Here is a 21,123-nt window from a genome sequence, read left to right as displayed (position 1 = left end):
AATGCAAAAGAGAAAACTTGGATTTTTATTTGATTATAATTTTTGTATAGGTTGCAAAGCATGTGAAATTTCATGCCAAGTATATCATAACCAACACCCCGATATTAACTGGAGACATGTTGATATGATGTTGATACATGAAGATAGTATAGAAAAAGAGATATTTATCACTCATTCTTGCCATCATTGTGATAATCCTGCTTGTATGGACGTTTGTCCGGTTGGAGCTTATGAAAAGCTAGAAAACGGTATTGTCCAGCCGATTCATGATAGGTGTATAGGTTGCGGATATTGCTTGCTCGGGTGTCCTTATGGGGCTATAACCAAAGGATTTGACGGCAAAGCTCAAAAGTGTAACCTGTGTGCAGAAAAGATTGAACGTGGAGAGGAACCGGCTTGTGTGGCAGGATGTCCGTGCGGTGTATTAAAATTATCAGACACTGAAGTTAGTGACAGTGCAGGCATGGAAAAAGAGATGGTAGGGTTTAAGTATCTGTTTACAAAACCAAATATTCGTTTTTATCCTAGAATGAAACGAAATGAGTTTATTCATTGAAAGGCAGGAAGTGCAAAATTTAAGCTTAGTGCAAACCAAATTAGAACAAAGCCTTTGCGCTGAAGACTTTTTAAGGCGAATTTTCTTGCGGCCATTGGTTGAAGAAAATTTAGAGGAGAACTTAAGTTTAACCGATAACTTCGGTAAAGAGCTAAAAGAGCATGAATTTGTATCTGAATTTTTAAAATGCAAGTATGAAAAAGCCTTGATTGATGAGATTAGGTATGAATTTAATCTTCTTTTTGTCGGTCCTCGTCGCCCCAAAGCTTTACCTTATGAATCAACTTATTTTGATTATAAGACGCTATTTGGTAAAAAAACCATGGAGGTTAGAGGATTTTACGAGGCCGCAGGTCTTAAAGTAGAAGATACAAAATTTGACAAATTTCCAGATGATTTTATCGGATACGAGTTTCAATATCTTTACTTTATGAGCTTTAATGCTTTAAACAAAATTTCAAACGAAAATATGGATGAGTTTTTTGAGATTATTAGACAAAAACAAGAATTTCTTGATTCTCATCCTAAGCAGTGGTTTAGTGAATTTGCAAAGCGTTGCACCGAAGCATCAAATTTGCTAGCTTGGAAAAATTTCGGGGGATTTTTAAATTTATATCTTGAAAAAGAAATTATAAAATTAGCCTCGTTTAGAAAAAGTCTTAATGGCTTCAAAAAATAAAAGGAATTAAGATGCAACAAACAACTTGGGGATGGCTGATAGTCATTTATTTGTTCTTGGGCGGTCTTGGTGCCGGAGCTTTTCTTGGCTCGGCTTTGGCTTACAAAGGATTTTTTGGAAAATTAAATGAAAGATTTTATAAATTCGGATTTTTATTGGCGCCTGTAGCGGTTATAACGGGCACTGTACTTTTACTTTTTGATTTGGCACCTAGTGCGGCAATTAATCCATTTAAAATTATACAGCTTTACACTCAGCCTACTTCAATGATGAGTATAGGAACTTATTTGCTTACTTTTTTCATCATTGTCAGTTTGCTTATATATTTAAAAGCGCTTAAAGCTAATAAAATTTGCGATCATATGCTTATGCTCGGAGTTATTTTGGCTATAGGGGTTATGGGTTATACAGGGCTTTTGTTATATGTTGTTAAAGCTATTCCGCTTTGGGCTAGCATTTGGGTACCGATTATATTTGTTATATCTGCTGTTTCAACAGGAATTAGCGCAAATGCTATAGTTACATTACAAGCAGGACATAGACTAACTCACAGTGTGCATAAATTTCATGCTGTTTTGGTTCTACTTGAGATTATAAGCATAATCATGCTGTTTGCTATAGTCAGTCGTGAACCTGCAGGATTTGCAAGTGTTTCATTTATAACATCCGGCACTTTGGCTCCTGTATTTTGGATAGGCTTTGTTCTATTGGGTTTATTTTTGCCTCTTGTAAGTGCTTCCGGGGTATTTTTGGGAAATAACTGTTGTGTAACTACTGACGGCAATACTTGTCTAGCACATGCAGAGATAAATAGCAGTATCGTAAATGAAATAGCCGTGCTGATAGGCGGTTTTTGCTTAAGAGTATTTATGATTTTTGGAGCTTTTTATATTTTTTAATCTACTTCTCCTTTATTTTAAATTATGCAAGGTAAGGTTATAATTAATCTTACCTTGCTTTTGGAGCTTTTGATTGGAATTTATAGCTTTTAAAGAGAAAAATATTTTACATTATAATTTTTTTGAAGCCAATGATAGGAGCTATAAAGATTTTATAATATTTGCATTTGATGAATTTCAAAGAAAAAATCCAGACTCTTTGTGGTACCTTGATATAGACAATAAATCTTTGAATTCTTATCCAAATTTCACTCAAAAACATCAAATTTGCATATCGCATCAAAATTTTAAAGACAATATTTTTCAGTTTCGTATATCTTGTGAAAATAATGTTTCCAGTCTTGGATATCGTATGTTTTTGAATTTGCTTGGACATGCAGATTTTGTAACAAGCGATATAAATATTCTTGATAATGTTATGTTGGATATAAAGCATACTACACTCAAAGGCTTTGACTGTGTTTCAAAATGCGGGTGGTGGATAACTGATATATGGAGAGATCTTCATCCGATATTAGATGATAGCGATAGCAAAAATTTTATTGAAAATATACTAGATCATGAGTACACAAAACAGATGTTGTTGATGAATGATTTACTCTTAAAAGCTCAAAAAATAGGCGAATTAGATATTTTTCTGGAGCAGTTAAAAAATAGTATCGATTAAATCATTAAAGAGCGATTGTTTTTTAACTTTAAGACTCTGCCAAGATTTGGTACAAATTTTGTTGACAAAACTACTATTACTATGTTTCATTTAAGCCACATGAGCAAAACTATGATAAATCCAATATAAGTAATAAAAGTATCGTGTTTTAATCCGTATCTTGTAAGCATGAGTACCATAAAAAGAAATAGATATAAGAATCTTTTATACTACAAGGACTATTTCTCATACTAAACAAGCACTACGCAAACATCTGCAAGAAGGGCTAATTAATGCAAGATGATTAAAATGTCGATAATCGCCTCTCTTGGGAGAGTTGATATTCAATTTTCTTTATAGTCTATCCTTTAAAATTATCTATTAGAAGCACTGTAAATTTATATATCATCATAAAAATCAGTGCAAAATACTTGTAGCAGTAAATTTTACTACTATGGATTTATTCAGTTTTCAACCATAAGAAAAGCCTCGGCAACAAAAACATCAAAACTATTAAAAGCTCCATTTTGCATATTTTTGTAAAATTTTAATATTTTACAAAAAAATTAATATATTGCTATATTTTTTATTATTTTGAGATTATGTTAAATTTATTAAGAGTTTTAGGGTATTAAATTTTATATATTATTAAATAAAAAGATTAATTGGCACAAGAATTGAGCTTAGAATAAGGAATAAGACCATAGTCTTCTGACTCTACATTATAAAAATCGAGATTTGCGCGCTTTGATAATAAATATTCAAAGCCTTTTATGCTAAGTTCAATGTAAATTTTAAATCTCTCATCTTGTTTGCATATGACACTTTCAAAAAAATGGGAAAAATAAGCAGTGTCTCCAGGATTTGGCTGAAGTGATGTATTTAGCATAAGTTCCATATTGCTTAAAATTTTGAACAACTCATTTGCAGAGGCAAAGTTTCCAAAACGATCATAATAAGGTTGTAAATTTTGTTCGTCAAGGACTATGTGGCGTGTAAGGTTTATATTTATTTGTTTATGTATAACTTCATAAAGTTCTATGGCCGCATTTTGATTATCTACTATTCTTGTTGTCTTGCCATCACAAACTACAAAGCCGTCTTTGATAAAAAACTTTTCATTCTTATAGTAAAACTCAACATTCGATATCTCTTGCTCTATGCGTTTTTTGCGGCTAAAAGGAGTGTATTCCAAAACTCCCATCTTATCAAGTATGGCCGAGCTTTTAACACCGCCGTCTAATTCATGCTGCATGAAATACCTAACAAAAGCCCCTTGTTCTTGATTAAAACTATTCAAATATTCTATTTTATCCAAGTAAGAACACCTGTAAAGTTTAACAAATTCAGGATTTAGTCTGACAGTGATCTCGTCATCAAGATCACTATATTTATCTGTCAAGACGGCGCTGACGTGTTCTATAATGTTCATTTGTTGCTGGATTTTATCCTTTACGAATATGCTGATTTTTACTTGTTCCATTTCATGGAATCTTTTTATAGTTTCAGTTGCACTTTTTGTAATATCCGTTTTAAATTTTTTTGCTAGGTCTGATTTTTTAATTTTAAATGAGAAGTCGCCGTTTTGAAGTCTATTCTGAGAAAATAATAAGTACAAACACTCTTCATATAGCATTAAATGCGAGTATGTTAAAAATACATTATCCACAACTATAACATAATAACATCTTGTGATTTGATAGCGTCTGTTGTTTTTTAAAAATTCAGTGTACAACTTGCCGCTATTAGCAGGATAAATTTTAAAGACATCATATGATTCCAAAAAAATATTTTCCATGACGAGAACCTCAAAGCTATGTTAATGAATTATATTTTAAAATTTATTAAATAAGTTTGAAAAATAAAACATGAGTATTTAATAATCAAAAATAAAATTTATATAAATTTTAAAAGTTTTGTATAAATTGATATTTGCTTAAAACTTTTACTATTGCAATTTTTTATATTAGAAAATATCTAAATTTGACTTATAGCGTAAATTTAGTTTTTGATAATAATAAATTAAGCCAATTATAAAAACTAAAATTTGTTTAGAAATTTTATAATAATTTCTATAGATTGGTTTATTAAAACCCTACTTTTTTCTCTTCGTCAAAGGCGCTTGAAATTTCGCGTTTTATCTCGTTTTCAAAGTCCTTAAGAGTAAAAATTCCATCATCTCTAATGGCAACTTTAAGAGCCGTGTTTTTAAGCACAAGCATGATTTGCGCGCCGCTTAAGTCAAATTTGGCAAGTTCTTTTATATCAAATCCATCTTCAAAGCTCGCATTTTCAGGCATTACTTTTCGCCAAATCGCAAGGCGTGCCGCAAAATCAGGCTTTTTAAATTCTATTTTATAGTCAAATCTTCTTGAAAACGCACTATCAAGACTTTGCAAGAAATTTGTCGTCGCTATCAAAACACCTTCAAATTTCTCAATCTGCTCTAAAAATATATTTTGCATTTGATTGTGCATCTTATCAGCCCCGCTTGAACTCTCCGTCCTTGTGCTTAAGAACTGATCAGCCTCGTTTAGAAGCAGCACTGGCTCGCTCTTGCTCTTAGTGCAAATTTCCTTATACGTATCAAAAATTTTACGCACGTTTTGTTCGCTTTCACCCACGTACTTGCTTAAAATTTTAGAGCAGTCAAAGCTTAAAACCATCTTTTTAAGACTCTTTGCAAGCCCTATGGCGCTCATTGTTTTGCCGGTTCCCGCAGCTCCGTAAAAAATGATCTTAACGTCTATGGCGCGGCGAGATTTGATCCCCCAGCTTGAAAGACGCGTTAAGACTTTTTTATCAACTTGCTTTAAAATCGCATCCATTAGCTCTTTTGTCTTGTCTTTTAAAACTACATCTTCGATACTTGAGGTAGGCTCGATTAGCTCAAAAATATCTTGTTCTTTGACTATGCTGGCAAGCTCAAGTTTTTTGCTTTTTTTCTCGTTTTTAGGATGCATTATGCGCTGCAAAATATCATCATTTATAAAAAAGCTTCGCGTTATGTTTCCAAGCGCGCTTAAAACCTCGTCATAATCAACCAACCCGCTCTCAATTAGCTTTGAGCCCTCATCAAGAAGCGATCTGTTTTTCGCTCTTTGAAACTCATCTCCGCCTAGAATTCCCACAAGAGCGTTTAGATCTCGCATTCCGTCAAATTCGCCTGCATATTCTTCTTTTAAAAGGGTTAAAAAGATAATTTGCTCATTTTCATCAAGCGAATTTTCTTTAAAAATTTGCTCTACGACAAGGGCGATTTTGCTTAAATTTAGGCGTTTTTTTATCGTTTCGCCAAGAGTTTGAATCTCTTTTTGAAGCCTGTTTTTAGCCTCATTTGTGCTATTTGGATCAAAAAGAGCAAGTCTGGCATAAAGCTCGATGCGTAAAAATTGATCTTTAAGGTATTCTAAGTGATCATCGTATGCGGTTATTTGGGGCATTTTAATACTAACATCGCCGTTTTCTAAAATTTTTAAAAACGCCGCAGAGAGTGAAATTTCTACGTGCAAAAGCGTTAGTAAATTTGATTGGTTGGGTTTGGTTTCGGCGGTTTTAAATATACTAAAGCTTTGATTTATCCAGCCGTTATCAATAAGTGATCTGATATCTTCTAAATGATTTAGGAATTTATATCCGCTCTCATCACCAAATATAGCTTTAAGCACGTCATAAACGCTGTTTTGAGCGCTACCGTCTATGTAGGCTTTGCTTAGAAATTGAAGGATTTTAGCCTCATTTTCATTGCAGTTTATGAGCGCGCTTAAATTTGAGTCTTTGGCGTTTGAGCCGATAAATTCAAGAAGATATTTCACTTAGTTCGCCCTTTGCGATTTGATCTTTTAAAACTCGTTTTAAAACCTTGCCCGTAGCGTTTTTAGGCAGTTCTTTTACGAAATGTATATGTTTTGGAATTTTAAAATTAGCCAAATGCTTTTTAAGATGAGCTCTTATGGTTTTTTCATCCGTGCTCATATCGTCTTTAAACTGTATAAACGCCACGACCTCTTCGTCCGCGTGCGCATCGCGTATGCCTACTACTGCCGCAGCCTCGATGGTTTCGATCTTAAACAGAACTTCTTCGATCTCTCTTGGATATACGTTAATGCCTTTTGAAATGATTAAATCCTTTTTTCGATCCACGATAAAGAGATATCCGTCTTCATCGACTTTACCAAGATCGCCCGTCCTTAGCCAGCCGTTCATTATGGTTTCGTCGGTTGCGTCAGGCATATTTAAGTAGCCTTGCATGACACAATCACCCTTTACGATGATCTCGCCCACTTCGCCCACAGACACTTCCATCATCTCGTCATTTACGATTTTTATCTCATATCCAGGCAGCGGAAGCCCAACGCTTGCTATCTTTTGTCTATTGCTTGGGTTTATCGCGACCGCAGGCGAACACTCGCTAAGACCGTAGCCTTCAAGAAGTTTTGCGCGCGGAAATTTCTTTTTAAAGTCAATTATGGTTTGTTCTGCTAAAGGCGCCGCGCCGCTGATAAAGAGCCTTACGCAGTTAAACCACTTAAAATACCATGGAATTTTCGCTTTGCCGATAGCCGTGTAAATGGCAGGGACGCCAAGAAATATCGTAGCTCTTTTAAGCAGAGTTTGCTTAAGCACGTTTGAAAAAGGAAAGACCGACTTAACGAGTATCATCGAGCTTGCCGAAAATATCGGAAGCAGTATCATGACCGTAAGCGTAAAGCTATGAAACATCGGCAAAAAGACCATAAATCTATCTTTTTTACCGATATAAAAAAGCTCCATCGCTCCCATGATGTTTGAAAAAACGTTGCGGTAGCTTAGCATTGCGCCCTTTGGCTTGCCGGTCGTGCCTGAGGTGTAGATGATGTGAGCCAGATCGTCAAGAGTCGGTTGCTTGGTTAAATTTAGCTCTATCTTGCACATTCTGGCTTGATTGAAGCTGATGTTTGTTTCGTTTAAATTTTCAAAATCGCCTATCCAGATTATCTTTTTAATGTTTGTTTTGGTTTCAAGCCCTTTGATCTCTTTGGCTAAATTTGCCGTAGCAAAGAGAATTTTAGCCGAACAGTCGTTTAGTATGTATTCAAATTCCTCGTATTTTAAGAAGGTGTTGATAGGCACGGCTACCGCTCCGATAGCCGAAATAGCAAAGTAAGATGTGATGAATTCTTCCGAATTTGAAACTATCATTGCCACTTTGTCGCCAAAACCTACGCCTGAGCTTTGCAGATATGCCGCTATGGCGTCTATCTCGAATTTTAGCTCGCCGTAGCTTCTTTTGTATCCTTCGCCGTATATGGCTATACTCTTTTTACCTTTATGATAAGAGGCGTTAAACATCTCGTAGAAATTTTGATAAATGTAACTCATTTTGTGCCTTAAAATTTATATTTCACACCTAGATTTACGATTTGGGCGTTTGCTTTTTCAAATTTACCGTCCGGATAAAATTGTATAGTTCTAGTAACCTCTCTAGCCTTTCTGTCTTGGTACATATAAGCAAGCCCGAATTCCAAGTCGTCGCTAAATTTGTAGTTAAAGCCTGCGGAATAGACATATGATTTAGTATCAGGTAGCTCAAATCCTGTTTTATCGGCACGAGAAGCCGCCTCGTCATACATAAAGCCTGCCATTACTCTTAGCTTGTTTGTAGCATCGTGAGCTACACCTAAGCGGTATGAGTTGGTATCTTTCCAATCTCTTGGGTGGGCTTTGTCATATGCTTGAAAGAATGGATTTGCGTTTTGAGCCGCAGTTGCGTTATCGTAGTTAAAGTCTAGTTCTTTCCATGCCGACCAGTAGGTTCTCTCATATGCAAACATAAATGTCGTGTCTTTAAATTTGTATGAAGTAGCCAAAACAAGAGCAGCAGGCATAGGGACTTCTACTCTTGCTTTATTATCGTAATCAGCACCTACCGGCACGTCTATCTTGGCATCTCCTTTTAGTTTCATCATTACTTTTGAGCGGTAAGTCGCAGCTAGGCTCAAATTTTCGGTAGGTTTATAGGTAAGCGCTACGTTGTAGCCAAAATTTATACCGTCGCCTTTTAGTGTGCGACTTGTTGCTCCAGCCCTAGGTATCATCGCTTCGCTTGAAGCCCTACCTTGAGAATAAAGCGCTCTTAGACCAAAACCTATGGCAAGATCGTCAGTTATCCTATAAGCTGCGGTTGGATTTACTTCAAAAACTTTTAGCTGAAATTTTTGTGCGGTTGCTTTGGCGGCAGGATGATCCCATCTCATCGCAATTCCTGCAGGAGCAAATAAAGAAAGACCAAATCTCCAGTTTGCGTAGTATTCAGGCGATACGAAGTGAAATGTCGGAACAAAAGCTCTTGCCGCTTTTGATTCGTATTTTTGACCGCTTTTATCGGTAAATTTTATTTTGTTAAGGTGCAAATACGAAAACGAGTTTTCAAAATAGTGCCTAGAATCATCTAAAAACATCATATTTGCAGGGTTGTAATAAGATGCGTCAGGACCAAAGCTTGTGGCGACGTTTGAGTTTAAAAGAGCCGTTCCGTCGTTGCTTTGTTCTGAAATTTTAAATCCCGCACCGCTTAAAAAAGTGCAGGCTACCAAAGAGCCGATCAGATATTTTTTCATAAATTACCTCCTAATTTGTAAAATTTCTTAAAAATTTAATTTCATCCGCCCAAATACTATCGTCAATAGTCTCAAGTATCAAGGGAATTTCATCAGTTCTTTTATCTTTTATTATGTTTTCAAAAGTCTTAGAGCCCAAACACCCTTTGCCTAGACTCTCGTGCCTATCTTTTTTTGATCCAAGACCGAATTTGGTGTCGTTTAAGTGCATCGCGCAAAGATATTTGAAGCCTACTATATCGTCAAATTCTTTCATGGTTTTATCGTAGTTTTCTTTTATGTCATAACCCGCGGCAAACGTATGGCATGTATCAAGACAAACGCCTATGCGGGATTTGTCGTTGCATTTGTTGATGAGGTATGCGAGGTGTTCGAATTTAAAGCCGAGGTTGCTTCCTTGACCTGCCGTGTTTTCGATGATGAGTTTTACGTTTTGGCTATTTTCAAGGATGAAATTTATAGAATTTGCGATGTTGTCCAAGCAGGCTTCGGTTGAAATTTCTTTTAAGTGCGAGCCCGGATGAAAATTTATAAGTTCAAGCCCGAGTTGTTCTACGCGAGCGACTTCGTCTAAAAAAGCGTCTATTGAAATTTGGCGTTTTTCATCGTCAAAATGGCCTAAATTTATTAAGTAGCTATTATGCGGTAAGACGTGCTTGGGGCTTATGTTTGCAAGGCGCAAATTTTCTTTAAATTGGCTAATATTTTCCTTGCTTAGAGGCTTTGCACTCCACTGGCGTTGATTTTTGACAAACAATGCAAATGCGTTTGCGCCGATTTTCATCGCATTTAAAGGCGCATTTTCTACGCCTCCGCTTGCGCTTACGTGCGCTCCGATATATTTCATTTAAGCTCTTTAATTATTATTTTTATACGATTTTTTGTGTCCTGAAAACTTGTTTTTTCATGGCAAACTTCGTATTTTAATGAATATTTGCTTATATCTTGTTTGAATCCGCACGAATTTGTTTCTAAATTTGCTCGGTTGTATATCGGCTTTCTTTGCAAAATTTCGCTAAAAAGCTCCTCGTAGTGTTCGTTTCCTAAGAATTTTTTATTGAATTCCAGTTTTTCGTAACACACTTGATTTGTGCAAATTTTATCGTTAATTTTGATATTTAGCGTATTTATGCCCGAGCTATAAATTTGCAAATTTATGGAATTTTTACTCTTATGCAAAAACCCTACGTCGTTTATTTTAATAGCCGGCGAAAGTATAGTGATTTGAAAGCTGTTTGAAATTTTAGGAGTTTTAAGCGAAGCGCAACCCGAAATCAAAAAAACTATCGCTACAAAAAACAAATTTTTTAATATTTTATACATTTACTCACTTTTTATTAAGCTATTTTTAAATATTGTTGAGATAAAATCACATTTCCGCAATTCAGTGGCCCATTCGTCTAGCGGTTAGGACATCGCCCTTTCACGGCGGTAACACGAGTTCGAGTCTCGTATGGGTCACCAAATTTCTTATAAAATCTCAAAAATAAAACCACAAATTGTAGCATTACACTTCTTAATAGACAATTATTTTATGTAAGATTTAAAGCGGTTTTTTATTTTCAGGACTATTAAGATAGACCTGAAAATTTAAATTTAATAAGTATAGTCGATAGTTAGTGTGAAATTTCTTGGATCTCCGTAATAATTTCTTCCTCCCGCAACTCTTGTGCTTGTATTTAAAAAGTATCTTTTATCGGTTATATTTTTGACGTTAAATCCTATATCGAAATTTTTATTAATCTTATAGTTTATGTTTGCATCCCAAAGAGCGTAAGCTTCTTGATCGGGTGGAGTAAGTGCAAGCGTCTTTTTGTATTTTGAGCTTGTTTTTGACTGATATCTAACTCCTGTAGATACTCTAAGAGCCTCAAATGTCGGCACCTGATAGCTCGTATACAACCTAAATATATGTCTTGGCGTATATGCATTCGCAAGCGCTCCTTTTGTAGTATCGGTATCTCTGCTCGTGATTTCTGATTTTACATATTTACTTTTATTTAAAGTGTATCCTGCAAAAATTTGCCAATTTTTTGAAATTTCGCCTGAAATTTCAATGTCTAATCCTTCACTTCTTACTCTTCCGTCGGCAAAAAACGATGTCGGATCCGCTATATCAGATGTGGCTCTATTTTCTTGCTCTATGCGAAAGAGTGCGATAGCCGTATTTAAGCGTTTGTCAAAAAATTCCGATTTTATACCCGTTTCGTAGCTTGAACCCACTAAAGGCTCTATATAATTACCGTCTTTTGATTTTACGGGTTGAGGCTTAAATATCTCTGCGTAACTTATATAAAAAGAGTGGTTTTGAGCAAAATCCCAAGTAAGACCTGCATAAGGAGTAAATTTACTCTTGGTCATTATTTGGTTATTCGTAGAAATATTTATTAATAAATTTTCGCTTGCGCTTTCTCTTTTAACTCTGCTAAATCTAACACCTGCCAGCAGATGTAAATTATCCGTAAAATTGATCCTTGTTCCGCTTGTTACGGACTGCTGATATATTGTTGTGAGGCTTTTGTTATTAAGGATTAAATTTGAGTTTAAATCCCAATTTGGCTCAGGTATGCTCTTTGCATCAAAGTCATATATCGAATATCCTTGCAAATTTCTACCCCATTTGCTTTGTGTGGTAAATTTCTCTTTTGAAATTCCGGCATTTGTAAAAAAATCGTGATTTTGATTTAGTAGTTCGTATTTTCCGACCAAATCTAATTTGAAATTTATTTCATCGCCCGAATTTCCAAATTTTTGCCTTCTTATAAAGTGAGTTCTTGAGCCGTAAGGATTAACTCCCCAAAGTTGTCCGAATTTAAAATTTCCCTCGCTTTTGGTGTAATTAATCTTGCCCGATAAGCTCCAATCGTCACTAAAAAAATGAGTTAAATCCGCAAAAGTATTTATTTTTTGATATTTGTCTTGGCTCCAATCGGCTCCAAAATAAGATTTTCTATCTAAATTTAATAAATTTCCGTTGCCGTCAACTGAAGGGATTCCATAAACGTCATACACTCCGGTTGTTTTTTGATATATAGTGCCGGCATTTAATACGCTATTATCGCCTATATCAAAGCCAAACATTACTCCCGCAGCCTCTTTTTGTCCCGAGATAGTATCTTTAAAAGATCCTGTTTTGTTTAAACTTCCTATAAATCTAGCCCTTATAGTCTTGCTTGAATTTAGACTGTCCGAAATATCGAAATTTCCTCCATAGTTACTCCAGCTTGCAGCGCTTAAACTGCCTGATCCTTGAAATTCTTTCGTAGGTTTTTTGCGTATTAGATTTATAGTTCCGCTTGGCTCCGAATTTGATTGAGTAAGACCCGCTACGCCCCTTAAAACCTCGATTCTGTCGTAAAATATAAGAGAACTCATCTCTTTTGAGTAACCAAGATCTCCTTGGAGTGAAGTTGCGACTGAAGATGCGACTCCATCTTCTTGAACATTGTCTATATTAAAGCCTCGAATTTGCATATTTTTTCTGCCCAGTTCGGAATTTACATAAACTCCCGTTGAGTATCCAAGAGCATCGCTTACTTCGTTTAAAGCCAAATCTTTTATAAGCTTATTGCTTACTACGCTTACCGATTGAGGAGTTTGTCTTATGGATAACTCAAGTCCTGTTGCGGTAGTCATTTGAGAGGTTGTGTATGAGCCGGTTTTTTCGGTGATATCTAAATCAGCCACCTCTTCAATCTTGGATGTTTTTAAATTTACCGGCGAATTTTGATCGTTATTTGCCGATAATATAATTGGACAAACCAGTAAAATAGATAAAGCCATAGATACTTTCATTTTTTGCCTTAGTATGGATTTTAATAATCGTTGTTATTTTAGTTAATGAATTAATAAAAAAAGCTTAATGAGAATTAAATAAATATCAAAAAATTTAATTTGATTAATTAAATTTGAAGCCTTAAAAATAATTTTGTTGTATAATTCGGGCTTGAATAAAATAACAAAGAGGAAATATGATACATTTTCAGTGCGATTATGCAAGCGGAGTTCATCCAAAAATACTTGAAAAATTTGCTTTAACCAACGATGATCAAACTCTGGGATACGGCGATGATAGATACTGCAAAAGCGCAGCGGACAAGATAAGAGCGGCTTGCGGTACGCCTAATGCGGATGTGCATTTTTTAGTAGGCGGCACGCAGACTAATTCAGTCGTTATAGCTTCGATATTGCGACCTCATCAAGGCGTGCTATCTCCTGATAGCGGGCACATTGCCGTGCATGAAACAGGCGCGATAGAAGCTGGTGGGCATAAGGTTTTGATCCTGCCTTCAATAGACGGCAAGATAAGTGCCGCTCAGGTTGAAGAGTATTGCGAGCTTTACGAAAACGATCCCGTAAGATGTCACACCGTAGCTCCCGGGATGGTTTATATCTCTATTCCTACAGAAAGCGGCACGCTTTATTCTAAGGCGGAGCTTAACGAGCTAAGTAGGGTTTGCAAACAAAGAAATTTACCTCTTTTTATAGACGGCGCGCGTCTTGGGTATGCACTTACTAGCAAGCATTGCGATCTAAATTTAAGCGATGTCGCAACACTTAGCGATATTTTTTATATAGGAGGGACAAAGTGTGGAGCGATGTTTGGCGAAGCCGTTGTCATCACAAATGACGCTCTTAAAAGAGATTTTAGGCATATTATGAAGCAGCGGGGCGCGCTTTTAGCCAAAGGCAGGATGCTTGGGCTTCAGTTTGACGTGCTTTTTAGCGATAATTTATACTTTGAAATTTGCAAAAATGCAGTCTCTTACGCACTTAAGATAAGAGAAGCTTTTGAGGCAAAAGGCATAAAGGCTCAGGCGAATTCTTATACGAATCAGCAGTTTTTCATCCTAACCGATGAGCAGCTTGAAAAGCTGAGTAAAAAATATCTGTTTGCAAATTTTTACAAGACGAAAGACGGGGGAAATTTCATCAGAGTATGCACAAGCTGGTCCAGCGCAAAAGAGGATGTGGAAGCTCTTGTGAGAGATATTAAGGCGCTTTGATTTAATAATAAAATTTCATAAAGTTTAAACCAAATTTTACATATAATCAAATTTAAATTTCTACAAAGGATATATCGGAATGTTTGAATGGATCAGCTCTCCTGAAGCTTGGCTATCACTAGTTACGCTTACCGGACTTGAGATAGTTTTGGGTATCGATAACATCATATTTATAGCGATTTTAGTCGGCAAGCTCCCTCCTCATCAGCGCGATAAGGCTAGACTGATGGGGCTAAGTTTTGCGATGATTACTCGTATATTGTTGTTGCTTTCGCTATTTTGGATCATGAAGCTTACAAAACCGCTTTTTAGCGTATTTGATTTTACGATTACGGGGCGTGATTTGGTGCTTATTTTAGGAGGACTTTTCCTTATTGCCAAATCAACTCTTGAGATACACTCAAACGTAACCGGCGAGCACGGCGAATCGCACAAAGAGACGGCGAAAAAGGCAAATTTCTTAGTTATCATCACTGAAATCGCCATCCTTGATATAGTCTTTTCGCTTGATAGCGTTATAACGGCAGTCGGTATGGCAGATCACATTGAGATTATGATTTTAGCTGTTATCATCGCTGTTGGCGTGATGATGTTTGCTTCAAAATCGATATCAAATTTCGTGGACAACAACCCTACGATCAAAATTCTCGCTCTTGCCTTCCTTATCCTGATCGGATTTGCTCTTGTGGGCGAAGGACTCGGCTTGCACGTGCCTAAGGCTTATATCTACTTTGCGATGGGATTTTCGCTTGCGGTCGAGCTTTTAAATATCTATGCTCGCAAAAAAGCAAAACGACTTGAAGACGAAAGTAAAGCCTAAAATTTAAAAATCAAATTTTACTCGCTCGCTTTTATGCGGGCGACAAATTTGAAATCTATAAAATATAAATCCGCTTTTATCTTATATGCCTATAGTCGGCACGGCTTAAAGCGAAATTTTTCTACTATATACTATCAAATTTAAACTATTTGCCTTATGAGCAAAACCCAATCTTTATAATCGTAAATTCGCTAGTTTTTCGCAATGATTGTTTGCAGAGTAGCTTGCTTGCCGATAAATTGTAAATAGCCCAAAATAAAATGTTTATAACGCATTATTTGTGGAATTTATAAAGTCATGCAGGCTGTGATTAAATTCGTTTTTCATAAAAAGACCTGTATAAATTTAGAAATTTAACCCTATGGGCTGAATAAATTTGCTAAAATTTGTCCGCAACTAAGCAAAAAGGCAAAATTTGAACCTCATAAAAGACCCGATTCGCCCGCTTATCATCACCATAGCTACACCAGCCGGGCTTGCTATGATGTTTAACACTCTTTATAACGTTACGGGAACTTACTTTGCTTCTACGATCTCAACGACTGCGGTTGCGGGCATGTCGATGAGCTTTTTGCTCTATCTTAGCGTCGTTGGTATCGGGCTTGGATTTGGTTCGGCTCTTACTGCGCTGATTGGGAATTCGCTTGGGCAAAGAAGGGAATTTTTAGCTAAAATTTACGCTCAAAAGGGCGTTGCTTTCGTGCTTCTTTTTGCTATTTCAATGGGAATTTTAGGCTATCTTATCACGCCTAAATTGCTTGTTTTGTTGGGTGCAAACGATGAGTTTTTAAGCGAAGCGCTTGAGTATATAAGAGTGATTTTTCTGGCTTCGCCGTTTTTCTTGGCTATCAAGGGATTAAACGGCGTTTTGGTCGCGCTTGGAGATACAAAAACGCTTAGAAATTGGCTGTTTGTAGGGCTTTTTATCAACGCTCTTTTTTGCTATGTCTATGTATATATTTTTGATCTTGGGGTGGGCGGGATAGCCTTTGCAACGGCAAGCGTGCAGTTTTTAGGCACTCTTTATCTGTCTAAAAAAGTTCGCGAAACGGGTATGATTGATTTTCAAAATCCGGCTATGTTTTTGCCCGACTGGCGAATTTACTCTAAGATTTTAAGGCAAGCCGTGCCTGCATGCTTAAACTATCTTTCCATGTCGCTTGGCGGACTGATACTGCTAAAATTTATAAGCCATTACGGCACAAACGCGGTTGCAGGATACGGTATCGCGCTTAGGATAGAGCAGATCGTCGCCCTACCTACCATCGGCATAGCCGCCGCCGTTCTTGGCATCATATCTCGAAATTTCGGCGCCAAAGAGTATGAGCGTGTGATAGAGTGCTATAAATGCGCACTTAAAATTTTACTTTATTTTTGTTTGTTCGCCTGTGCTTTTTGCGTGTTTTGCGGCACTTATATCATCTCACTTTTTGATACAAATGCCGAGGTTTTAAGTGCGGGACAAAGCTACCTTCTTATAAATTCTTTCGCATTTTTCGGATACGGAGTCATAAATATCTCAGGCAGCGCCCTGCAAGCGATTAAAAAACCTACAATGGCGTTTGTGCTAAACGCTATGCGACTGATCGTGCTTCAAATTTGCATATTTTCATTTGTGGTTTATATGTTAAAAGGGGTGCTTGTAGATATTTGGATCGGCATGTTTTTCAACGTCTATTTTACGGCGGGATGTTTTTTGATTTATATGTATTTTAAGCTTAAAAAATTACTCAAAAAGGATAGCGGTGGAGTTTAAGGATAGTTTATTTGAAATTTTACAAACTCATAAGGAAGAAAAATTTAGGATTTTTTCACAAAAACTAATATCTCAGCCTGAAATTTTGGGCGTGAGAACGCCTATGCTTAAAAAGATAGCCAAAGATTTTTCGCTCAAGTTAGACGTAGAAGAAATTCGTCTTTTTAAGCCTATATTCCATGAAGAATTTGCTATAAAGGCATTTTTGATTATAAACATCAAAGATGACGAGAGTAAATTTGCTCTTGCAAGCGAATTTGTAAAAACTATGCCAAATTGGGCGATCTGCGATCAGTTTGACGCGATAAAATTTAAGGATAGTAGATTTGTAAATTTGCTTCTTTTACAGTGTCTTGACTCAAATTTGGAGTATGAAAAGCGCTTTTTCTATGTCTATTATATGAGAAATTTGGCGGTATTTAAGCTTAATAAATTTTTTGAAATTTGCATAAACGAAAAAGACGAGAGATACTATGTCAAAATGGCTATAGCATGGGCTTTGGCTGAAATTTTTATCAAATTTAAAGAGCCTGTTTTAAATTTGCTTGAGAGTAAAAGGCTTGATAAATTTGTGCAAAACAAAACTATTTCAAAGATAAGAGATAGTTTTCGGGTGCAAAAGAGCGTCAAAGATGAGCTCGTAAAACTTAGAATTTGATATGTAAATTTTTGCTAATTTAGTTAAATTTGGTTGCTTTTAATAGTTAAATGAATATATCTAGTTAAAAAATAAATTTTAATCTAAAATTTATTGACATTGAGCCGAATTTTGGTTAAAATGCGCTTTTTCAATGAAGTAGGGCACACATACTTCGGGGTGTAGCGCAGGCTGGTTAGCGCACTTGGTTTGGGACCAAGGGGCCGAAGGTTCGAATCCTTTCACCCCGACCATCTATGTGGTGAGTGTAGCTCAGTCGGTTAGAGCATCAGATTGTGGTCCTGAGGGTCGTGGGTTCAATTCCCATCACTCACCCCACTTTGGCGCTCGTAGCTCAATTGGATAGAGCGACAGACTTCGGATCTGTAGGTTATGGGTTCGACTCCTATCGGGCGCGCCACTTTGTTGTTATGCGCTCATAGCTCAGCTGGATAGAGCAACGGCCTTCTAAGCCGTAGGTCAGAGGTTCGAATCCTCTTGGGCGTACCATTTATTATTGTGCGGATGTGGTGAAATTGGCAGACACGCCAGACTTAGGATCTGGTGCCTCACGGCGTGAAGGTTCAAGTCCTTTCATCCGCACCATCTTCAATATACACAAACTTTCCGATACAAATATAAAGTATTAATAAAAACAAATCTTTCAGCAGAAATTTAATTTTATGCCTTTATATAATATTTCATAATTTTTTTGTAATATTTTATTCGAATTTAAAGCGGTAAAGGAGTAAAATTTATGGATATTTTTAATTATGCAAGCCAGTTTTCAGCGCTTATATTTATAATTTTTGTCATCACCGTTAGTCCAGGACCCGATTTTGTCATAACGGTTAGAAATTCTATCATGCACGGAAGAAAGGCTGGGATTTACTCGGCTTTTGGTATAGCCGCTTCGATCTGGGTTCACGTAGGATACTCTATCGCGGGGCTTGCTCTCATTATATCTCAGCCTATCACGCTTTTTTCTATCATTAAATATTTGGGTGCCGCATACCTTATCTATATCGGCTATAAAACTTTTACTTCCAAATCTCTTGTTGATATTGATGCAGGCTGTGTAGAAAATGAGAAATTTTCCGCGTTTGAGGCTTTTAAAATGGGCTTTGCTTCCAACGTCTTAAATCCCAAAACGACTATTTTATTTTTTAGCATTTTCACTCAGCTTATCACTGCAAATACCCCTATCTGGGTTCAACTTAGCTTCGGGGCTTTGATATCTTTAGTGCATTTGGTTTGGTTTGTAGTGGTTGGTTGCTTGTTTTCGACCGAAATTTTAGTAAGCAAATTTTATAAATTTAAAAAAGCCATAGAGCGATTTATGGGCGCTTTGCTAGTTGGCTTTGGACTTAAAGTCATTTTTGCAAAGGATTAGGATCGATTTAGCAAAAAAAGATAATAAAGCAGTCAAATTTGTATTGGCTCTTTAAAAAACCATTTTATTTTTTAATAAATTTGCAAGAATTCTTTCTTTGTATCTCCTTGTTTATAAATTTTAAATTTGGCTATTCTTGGTTATTTTTTGATTTACTCAAAATCTTTTAAATAGTATTTATTATATAGTTTGTATGGTTTAGACTCGGCTAGTTTTTTCTAGCCGAGAGATGAGATTAAAATTTATATCTTAAGCCTATAGTGCCATTGTAAAATTTCTCTTTTGATTTGGCTTTGATTCCTAAATTTATGTTTGTTGATAGGTTATGTGTCAAATTTAGTTCGGCCCCGCCTTCTATTTTGAAGTAAGTATTCTTTTTATTGCCTGCTTTAAATATCAAATCTTTTTTTGATCCTACAAACCTAACTATAGTATCGTTTGAGTGTTTATACAGTTCTTTTTCAACACTTGGAGCTATATAGAAATATTTCCCGTTTTCTATGTATTTTCTAAATTCTACTCCTGTATTTAAACTAAGAATTTTAGATGTCGTTGGATTGAAAGCTAACGGTAGTGCGCCACTTTCTTTAAATGCTTTATTTTTTAAATGACTATAAGATACTCCTATAAAGGGTTTGATGAATTTATCAGAGCTATTTTGTAAGCTAAATACATATCCGTAATCAACATCAATGGATGCAAAAGTGGTATTGTATTTACCATTTTGAGACAATGTGCCGATAGGTGAGGATATATTTCTTTCTAGTTTGTTTTTAGCTTTTCCTATGGATAATTTAGTGTCTATTTCGCTGTTTTGTATATAGTGTCTGGTGTATACTCCTGCTTGATAGCTGTCTGCTTTGTTGTTAAATTTATCGTTGTCAATTTTTGATTTAGCGTAAGTTGCGTATCCGCCTACTATGGTATTATCAAACGCCTTATCGTATCCTAAAGTAAAGCCGTAGATACTAGAGTCTGTGTTGTTTTCAAATTTTGCCTTGCCTCCAAGTATTGTTCCCCATAAGTTATTATCATAATTAAATCTATCTGTATAGTGTTTAATTATACTAGACAATACTTCGTTATCATTGGAAGCAAAGGTGCCTACTGAATTTAAATTTTTAATAGCATAAGCAAGAGCTAAGTTATCATTGAACGGATTGCTTAGTTTTGCAAGCCTTGTTTGAGTCGCCAGTTCGGTATTAAATTTTACCGCTTCTATTTGCGAACTTTTGTTGATATTATCAACTACAGATTTAACCGATGATGATATGTCTTTAGATAGGTCTATTATTTGGGTAGCTGAAAGTGTAGATAATGTATTTCTAAGCTGTTCGTTAGAGCTTAAAGCGTCATAAAGCGAATTTACTATATCTTTTGCATCACTGTCTTTAAGTCGTTTATTGGCTATGTTTATTATATCTTTTGTGTTGTCTTCTTGGATCTCTTTGGTTATGATGCTTTGATTTTTTTCTGCTTTCCTTAGCCACTCTTCGGCTTGTTCTATCTCGGCTTGATTTGCTCCGCCTTGTTCTTTTAACTCCGCTATTTTCTTTTTGACTAAATTTTTAAAATGCTCCACATTTGCTAAAAGTTTTTTTCTTTTTTCTATCATAAAATTATCAATTATATCTTTTAGTTCTTCGGAGCGGTTTTTGATATCTTCTTCGGTAAGTTTGCTAGTAGTTCCATCTATAATACGTCCATTTAGTTTAAAGATAAAAGTTCTGTGAGATATTTGTCTATTGATTTCTTCTAATTTGTTTGAATCTATATTACTTGAATTTATCATCTTTTCTAATGGTTTTTTAAAGTTTATTTCAAAAAGCTCTGTTACCAGATTATAACTTTTATCAAGATATTCTGTAATAAATTTGATATCATTTTCGCTATTTATACCGCCTGCTATACTTGATTTTTCATCTGTAGATAAAGCTAATATGTAATCTATTAATACAATTTTAAAAACGGGATCGTCGTTTCTTAGATTACCACCTCTTTCAATATATTGCAAAAATCCAGTTCTGATGTCTTCTAAGTATGTATGTGCTGCTAGTTGAGTAGATAAGCATAAGCTAATAGCTGCCGCAGCGGCTATTTTCGAAAATTTCATGTTTTCTCCTAAATGTTAA

The 21,123-nt window shown here is 35.8% G+C and carries 17 protein-coding genes and 6 tRNA genes; 15 read left to right on the top strand and 8 right to left on the bottom strand.

Annotated features, from left to right (window positions below; all coding sequences use genetic code 11):
* The first annotated feature begins 1 nt into the window (after position 1).
* From CORI_RS09250 to CORI_RS09235, 4 genes are all read left to right on the top strand, one after another.
* Positions 2-556, top strand: a complete 555-nt coding sequence (locus CORI_RS09250; RefSeq protein ID WP_173031731.1) for a 4Fe-4S dicluster domain-containing protein — start codon at positions 2-4, stop codon at positions 554-556.
* Between the two features lie 10 nt (positions 557-566).
* The gene (locus tag CORI_RS09245; protein ID WP_254064918.1) at positions 567-1,235 is read left to right on the top strand and encodes a molecular chaperone; all 669 of its coding nucleotides are present in this window, start codon (positions 567-569) and stop codon (positions 1,233-1,235) included.
* Between the two features lie 11 nt (positions 1,236-1,246).
* A complete protein-coding gene (gene nrfD, locus CORI_RS09240; RefSeq protein ID WP_173031729.1) occupies positions 1,247-2,134 on the top strand; it encodes an NrfD/PsrC family molybdoenzyme membrane anchor subunit in 888 nt (295 codons plus the stop codon).
* 73 nt (positions 2,135-2,207) lie between these two features.
* Positions 2,208-2,801: an effector protein gene (locus tag CORI_RS09235; RefSeq protein WP_173031728.1), complete on the top strand. Its 594-nt coding sequence runs from the start codon at positions 2,208-2,210 to the stop codon at positions 2,799-2,801.
* A 640-nt stretch (positions 2,802-3,441) separates the two neighbouring features.
* On the opposite strand, the gene CORI_RS09230 is transcribed toward CORI_RS09235, so the two are convergent.
* The 6 genes from CORI_RS09230 to CORI_RS09205 all read right to left on the bottom strand — a co-directional run bounded on the left by CORI_RS09230 (position 3,442) and on the right by CORI_RS09205 (position 10,702).
* The gene (locus tag CORI_RS09230; protein WP_173031727.1) at positions 3,442-4,578 is read right to left on the bottom strand and encodes a hypothetical protein; all 1,137 of its coding nucleotides are present in this window, start codon (positions 4,576-4,578) and stop codon (positions 3,442-3,444) included.
* 289 nt (positions 4,579-4,867) lie between these two features.
* On the bottom strand, positions 4,868-6,595 hold the full coding sequence (locus tag CORI_RS09225; protein WP_173031726.1) for an ATP-binding protein: 1,728 nt from the start codon (positions 6,593-6,595) through the stop codon (positions 4,868-4,870).
* Entirely contained in the window at positions 6,579-8,141 is a 1,563-nt protein-coding gene (locus tag CORI_RS09220; RefSeq protein WP_173031725.1) for a fatty acid--CoA ligase, read from the bottom strand. The genes CORI_RS09225 and CORI_RS09220 overlap by 17 nt, the downstream gene beginning before the upstream one ends.
* 8 nt (positions 8,142-8,149) lie before the next feature.
* Complete coding sequence (locus tag CORI_RS09215) at positions 8,150-9,379, bottom strand: OmpP1/FadL family transporter (protein ID WP_173031724.1); 1,230 nt, start codon at positions 9,377-9,379, stop codon at positions 8,150-8,152.
* Between the two features lie 10 nt (positions 9,380-9,389).
* Positions 9,390-10,226 (bottom strand): deoxyribonuclease IV, encoded by an 837-nt coding sequence (nfo, locus tag CORI_RS09210; RefSeq protein ID WP_173031723.1) that lies wholly within the window; start codon positions 10,224-10,226, stop codon positions 9,390-9,392.
* Entirely contained in the window at positions 10,223-10,702 is a 480-nt protein-coding gene (locus CORI_RS09205) for a hypothetical protein (protein WP_173031722.1), read from the bottom strand. The genes nfo and CORI_RS09205 overlap by 4 nt, the downstream gene beginning before the upstream one ends.
* Before the next feature lie 66 nt (positions 10,703-10,768).
* Here CORI_RS09205 and CORI_RS09200 point away from each other — a divergent pair.
* Positions 10,769-10,843: transfer RNA gene (locus CORI_RS09200), tRNA-Glu, on the top strand.
* A gap of 132 nt (positions 10,844-10,975) precedes the next feature.
* Here the strand turns inward: CORI_RS09200 and CORI_RS09195 are convergent.
* Entirely contained in the window at positions 10,976-13,174 is a 2,199-nt protein-coding gene (locus CORI_RS09195; RefSeq protein ID WP_173031721.1) for a TonB-dependent siderophore receptor, read from the bottom strand.
* Between the two features lie 176 nt (positions 13,175-13,350).
* On the opposite strand from CORI_RS09195, the gene CORI_RS09190 reads away from it, so the two are divergent.
* The 10 genes from CORI_RS09190 (at position 13,351) to CORI_RS09145 (ending at position 18,991) form a co-directional block, all read left to right on the top strand.
* Positions 13,351-14,385, top strand: coding sequence for a low specificity L-threonine aldolase (locus CORI_RS09190; RefSeq protein WP_173031720.1), 1,035 nt, complete (start codon positions 13,351-13,353; stop codon positions 14,383-14,385).
* 79 nt (positions 14,386-14,464) lie between these two features.
* Positions 14,465-15,205 (top strand): TerC family protein, encoded by a 741-nt coding sequence (locus tag CORI_RS09185; protein ID WP_169942988.1) that lies wholly within the window; start codon positions 14,465-14,467, stop codon positions 15,203-15,205.
* A 415-nt stretch (positions 15,206-15,620) separates the two neighbouring features.
* Positions 15,621-16,961: an MATE family efflux transporter gene (locus tag CORI_RS09180; RefSeq protein WP_173031719.1), complete on the top strand. Its 1,341-nt coding sequence runs from the start codon at positions 15,621-15,623 to the stop codon at positions 16,959-16,961.
* Positions 16,951-17,619 (top strand): DNA alkylation repair protein, encoded by a 669-nt coding sequence (locus tag CORI_RS09175; RefSeq protein ID WP_173031718.1) that lies wholly within the window; start codon positions 16,951-16,953, stop codon positions 17,617-17,619. Before CORI_RS09180 ends, CORI_RS09175 begins: the two co-directional genes overlap by 11 nt.
* Before the next feature lie 155 nt (positions 17,620-17,774).
* Positions 17,775-17,852: transfer RNA gene (locus tag CORI_RS09170), tRNA-Pro, on the top strand.
* Between the two features lie 8 nt (positions 17,853-17,860).
* Positions 17,861-17,937, top strand: a tRNA-His gene (locus tag CORI_RS09165).
* Between the two features lie 5 nt (positions 17,938-17,942).
* Positions 17,943-18,019 (top strand) — tRNA-Arg (locus CORI_RS09160).
* A 12-nt stretch (positions 18,020-18,031) separates the two neighbouring features.
* Positions 18,032-18,108 (top strand) — tRNA-Arg (locus tag CORI_RS09155).
* An 11-nt stretch (positions 18,109-18,119) separates the two neighbouring features.
* Positions 18,120-18,204, top strand: a tRNA-Leu gene (locus CORI_RS09150).
* A 151-nt stretch (positions 18,205-18,355) separates the two neighbouring features.
* On the top strand, positions 18,356-18,991 hold the full coding sequence (locus tag CORI_RS09145) for a LysE family transporter (RefSeq protein WP_173031717.1): 636 nt from the start codon (positions 18,356-18,358) through the stop codon (positions 18,989-18,991).
* A 235-nt stretch (positions 18,992-19,226) separates the two neighbouring features.
* Here CORI_RS09145 and CORI_RS09140 read toward each other — a convergent pair whose 3' ends face one another.
* The gene (locus CORI_RS09140) at positions 19,227-21,104 is read right to left on the bottom strand and encodes an autotransporter outer membrane beta-barrel domain-containing protein (RefSeq protein WP_173031716.1); all 1,878 of its coding nucleotides are present in this window, start codon (positions 21,102-21,104) and stop codon (positions 19,227-19,229) included.
* Positions 21,105-21,123: the final 19 nt, after the last annotated feature.

The sequence above is a fragment of the Campylobacter sp. CCUG 57310 genome (genome assembly GCF_013201975.1).
Classification (GTDB): domain Bacteria; phylum Campylobacterota; class Campylobacteria; order Campylobacterales; family Campylobacteraceae; genus Campylobacter_A; species Campylobacter_A canis.
The sequence above is the reverse complement of the archived record's forward strand: the minus strand, read 5'-3'. Positions and strand labels throughout refer to the sequence as shown.

Coding starts and splice junctions, on each gene's coding strand:
- CORI_RS09250 (WP_173031731.1), top strand. CDS start 2: ATGCAAAAGAGAAAACTTGGATTTTTATTTGATTATAATTTTTGTATA.
- nrfD (WP_173031729.1), top strand. CDS start 1,247: ATGCAACAAACAACTTGGGGATGGCTGATAGTCATTTATTTGTTCTTG.
- CORI_RS09230 (WP_173031727.1), bottom strand. CDS start 4,578: ATGGAAAATATTTTTTTGGAATCATATGATGTCTTTAAAATTTATCCT.
- CORI_RS09220 (WP_173031725.1), bottom strand. CDS start 8,141: ATGAGTTACATTTATCAAAATTTCTACGAGATGTTTAACGCCTCTTAT.
- CORI_RS09215 (WP_173031724.1), bottom strand. CDS start 9,379: ATGAAAAAATATCTGATCGGCTCTTTGGTAGCCTGCACTTTTTTAAGC.
- nfo (WP_173031723.1), bottom strand. CDS start 10,226: ATGAAATATATCGGAGCGCACGTAAGCGCAAGCGGAGGCGTAGAAAAT.
- CORI_RS09205 (WP_173031722.1), bottom strand. CDS start 10,702: ATGTATAAAATATTAAAAAATTTGTTTTTTGTAGCGATAGTTTTTTTG.
- CORI_RS09195 (WP_173031721.1), bottom strand. CDS start 13,174: ATGAAAGTATCTATGGCTTTATCTATTTTACTGGTTTGTCCAATTATA.
- CORI_RS09190 (WP_173031720.1), top strand. CDS start 13,351: ATGATACATTTTCAGTGCGATTATGCAAGCGGAGTTCATCCAAAAATA.
- CORI_RS09185 (WP_169942988.1), top strand. CDS start 14,465: ATGTTTGAATGGATCAGCTCTCCTGAAGCTTGGCTATCACTAGTTACG.
- CORI_RS09145 (WP_173031717.1), top strand. CDS start 18,356: ATGGATATTTTTAATTATGCAAGCCAGTTTTCAGCGCTTATATTTATA.
- CORI_RS09140 (WP_173031716.1), bottom strand. CDS start 21,104: ATGAAATTTTCGAAAATAGCCGCTGCGGCAGCTATTAGCTTATGCTTA.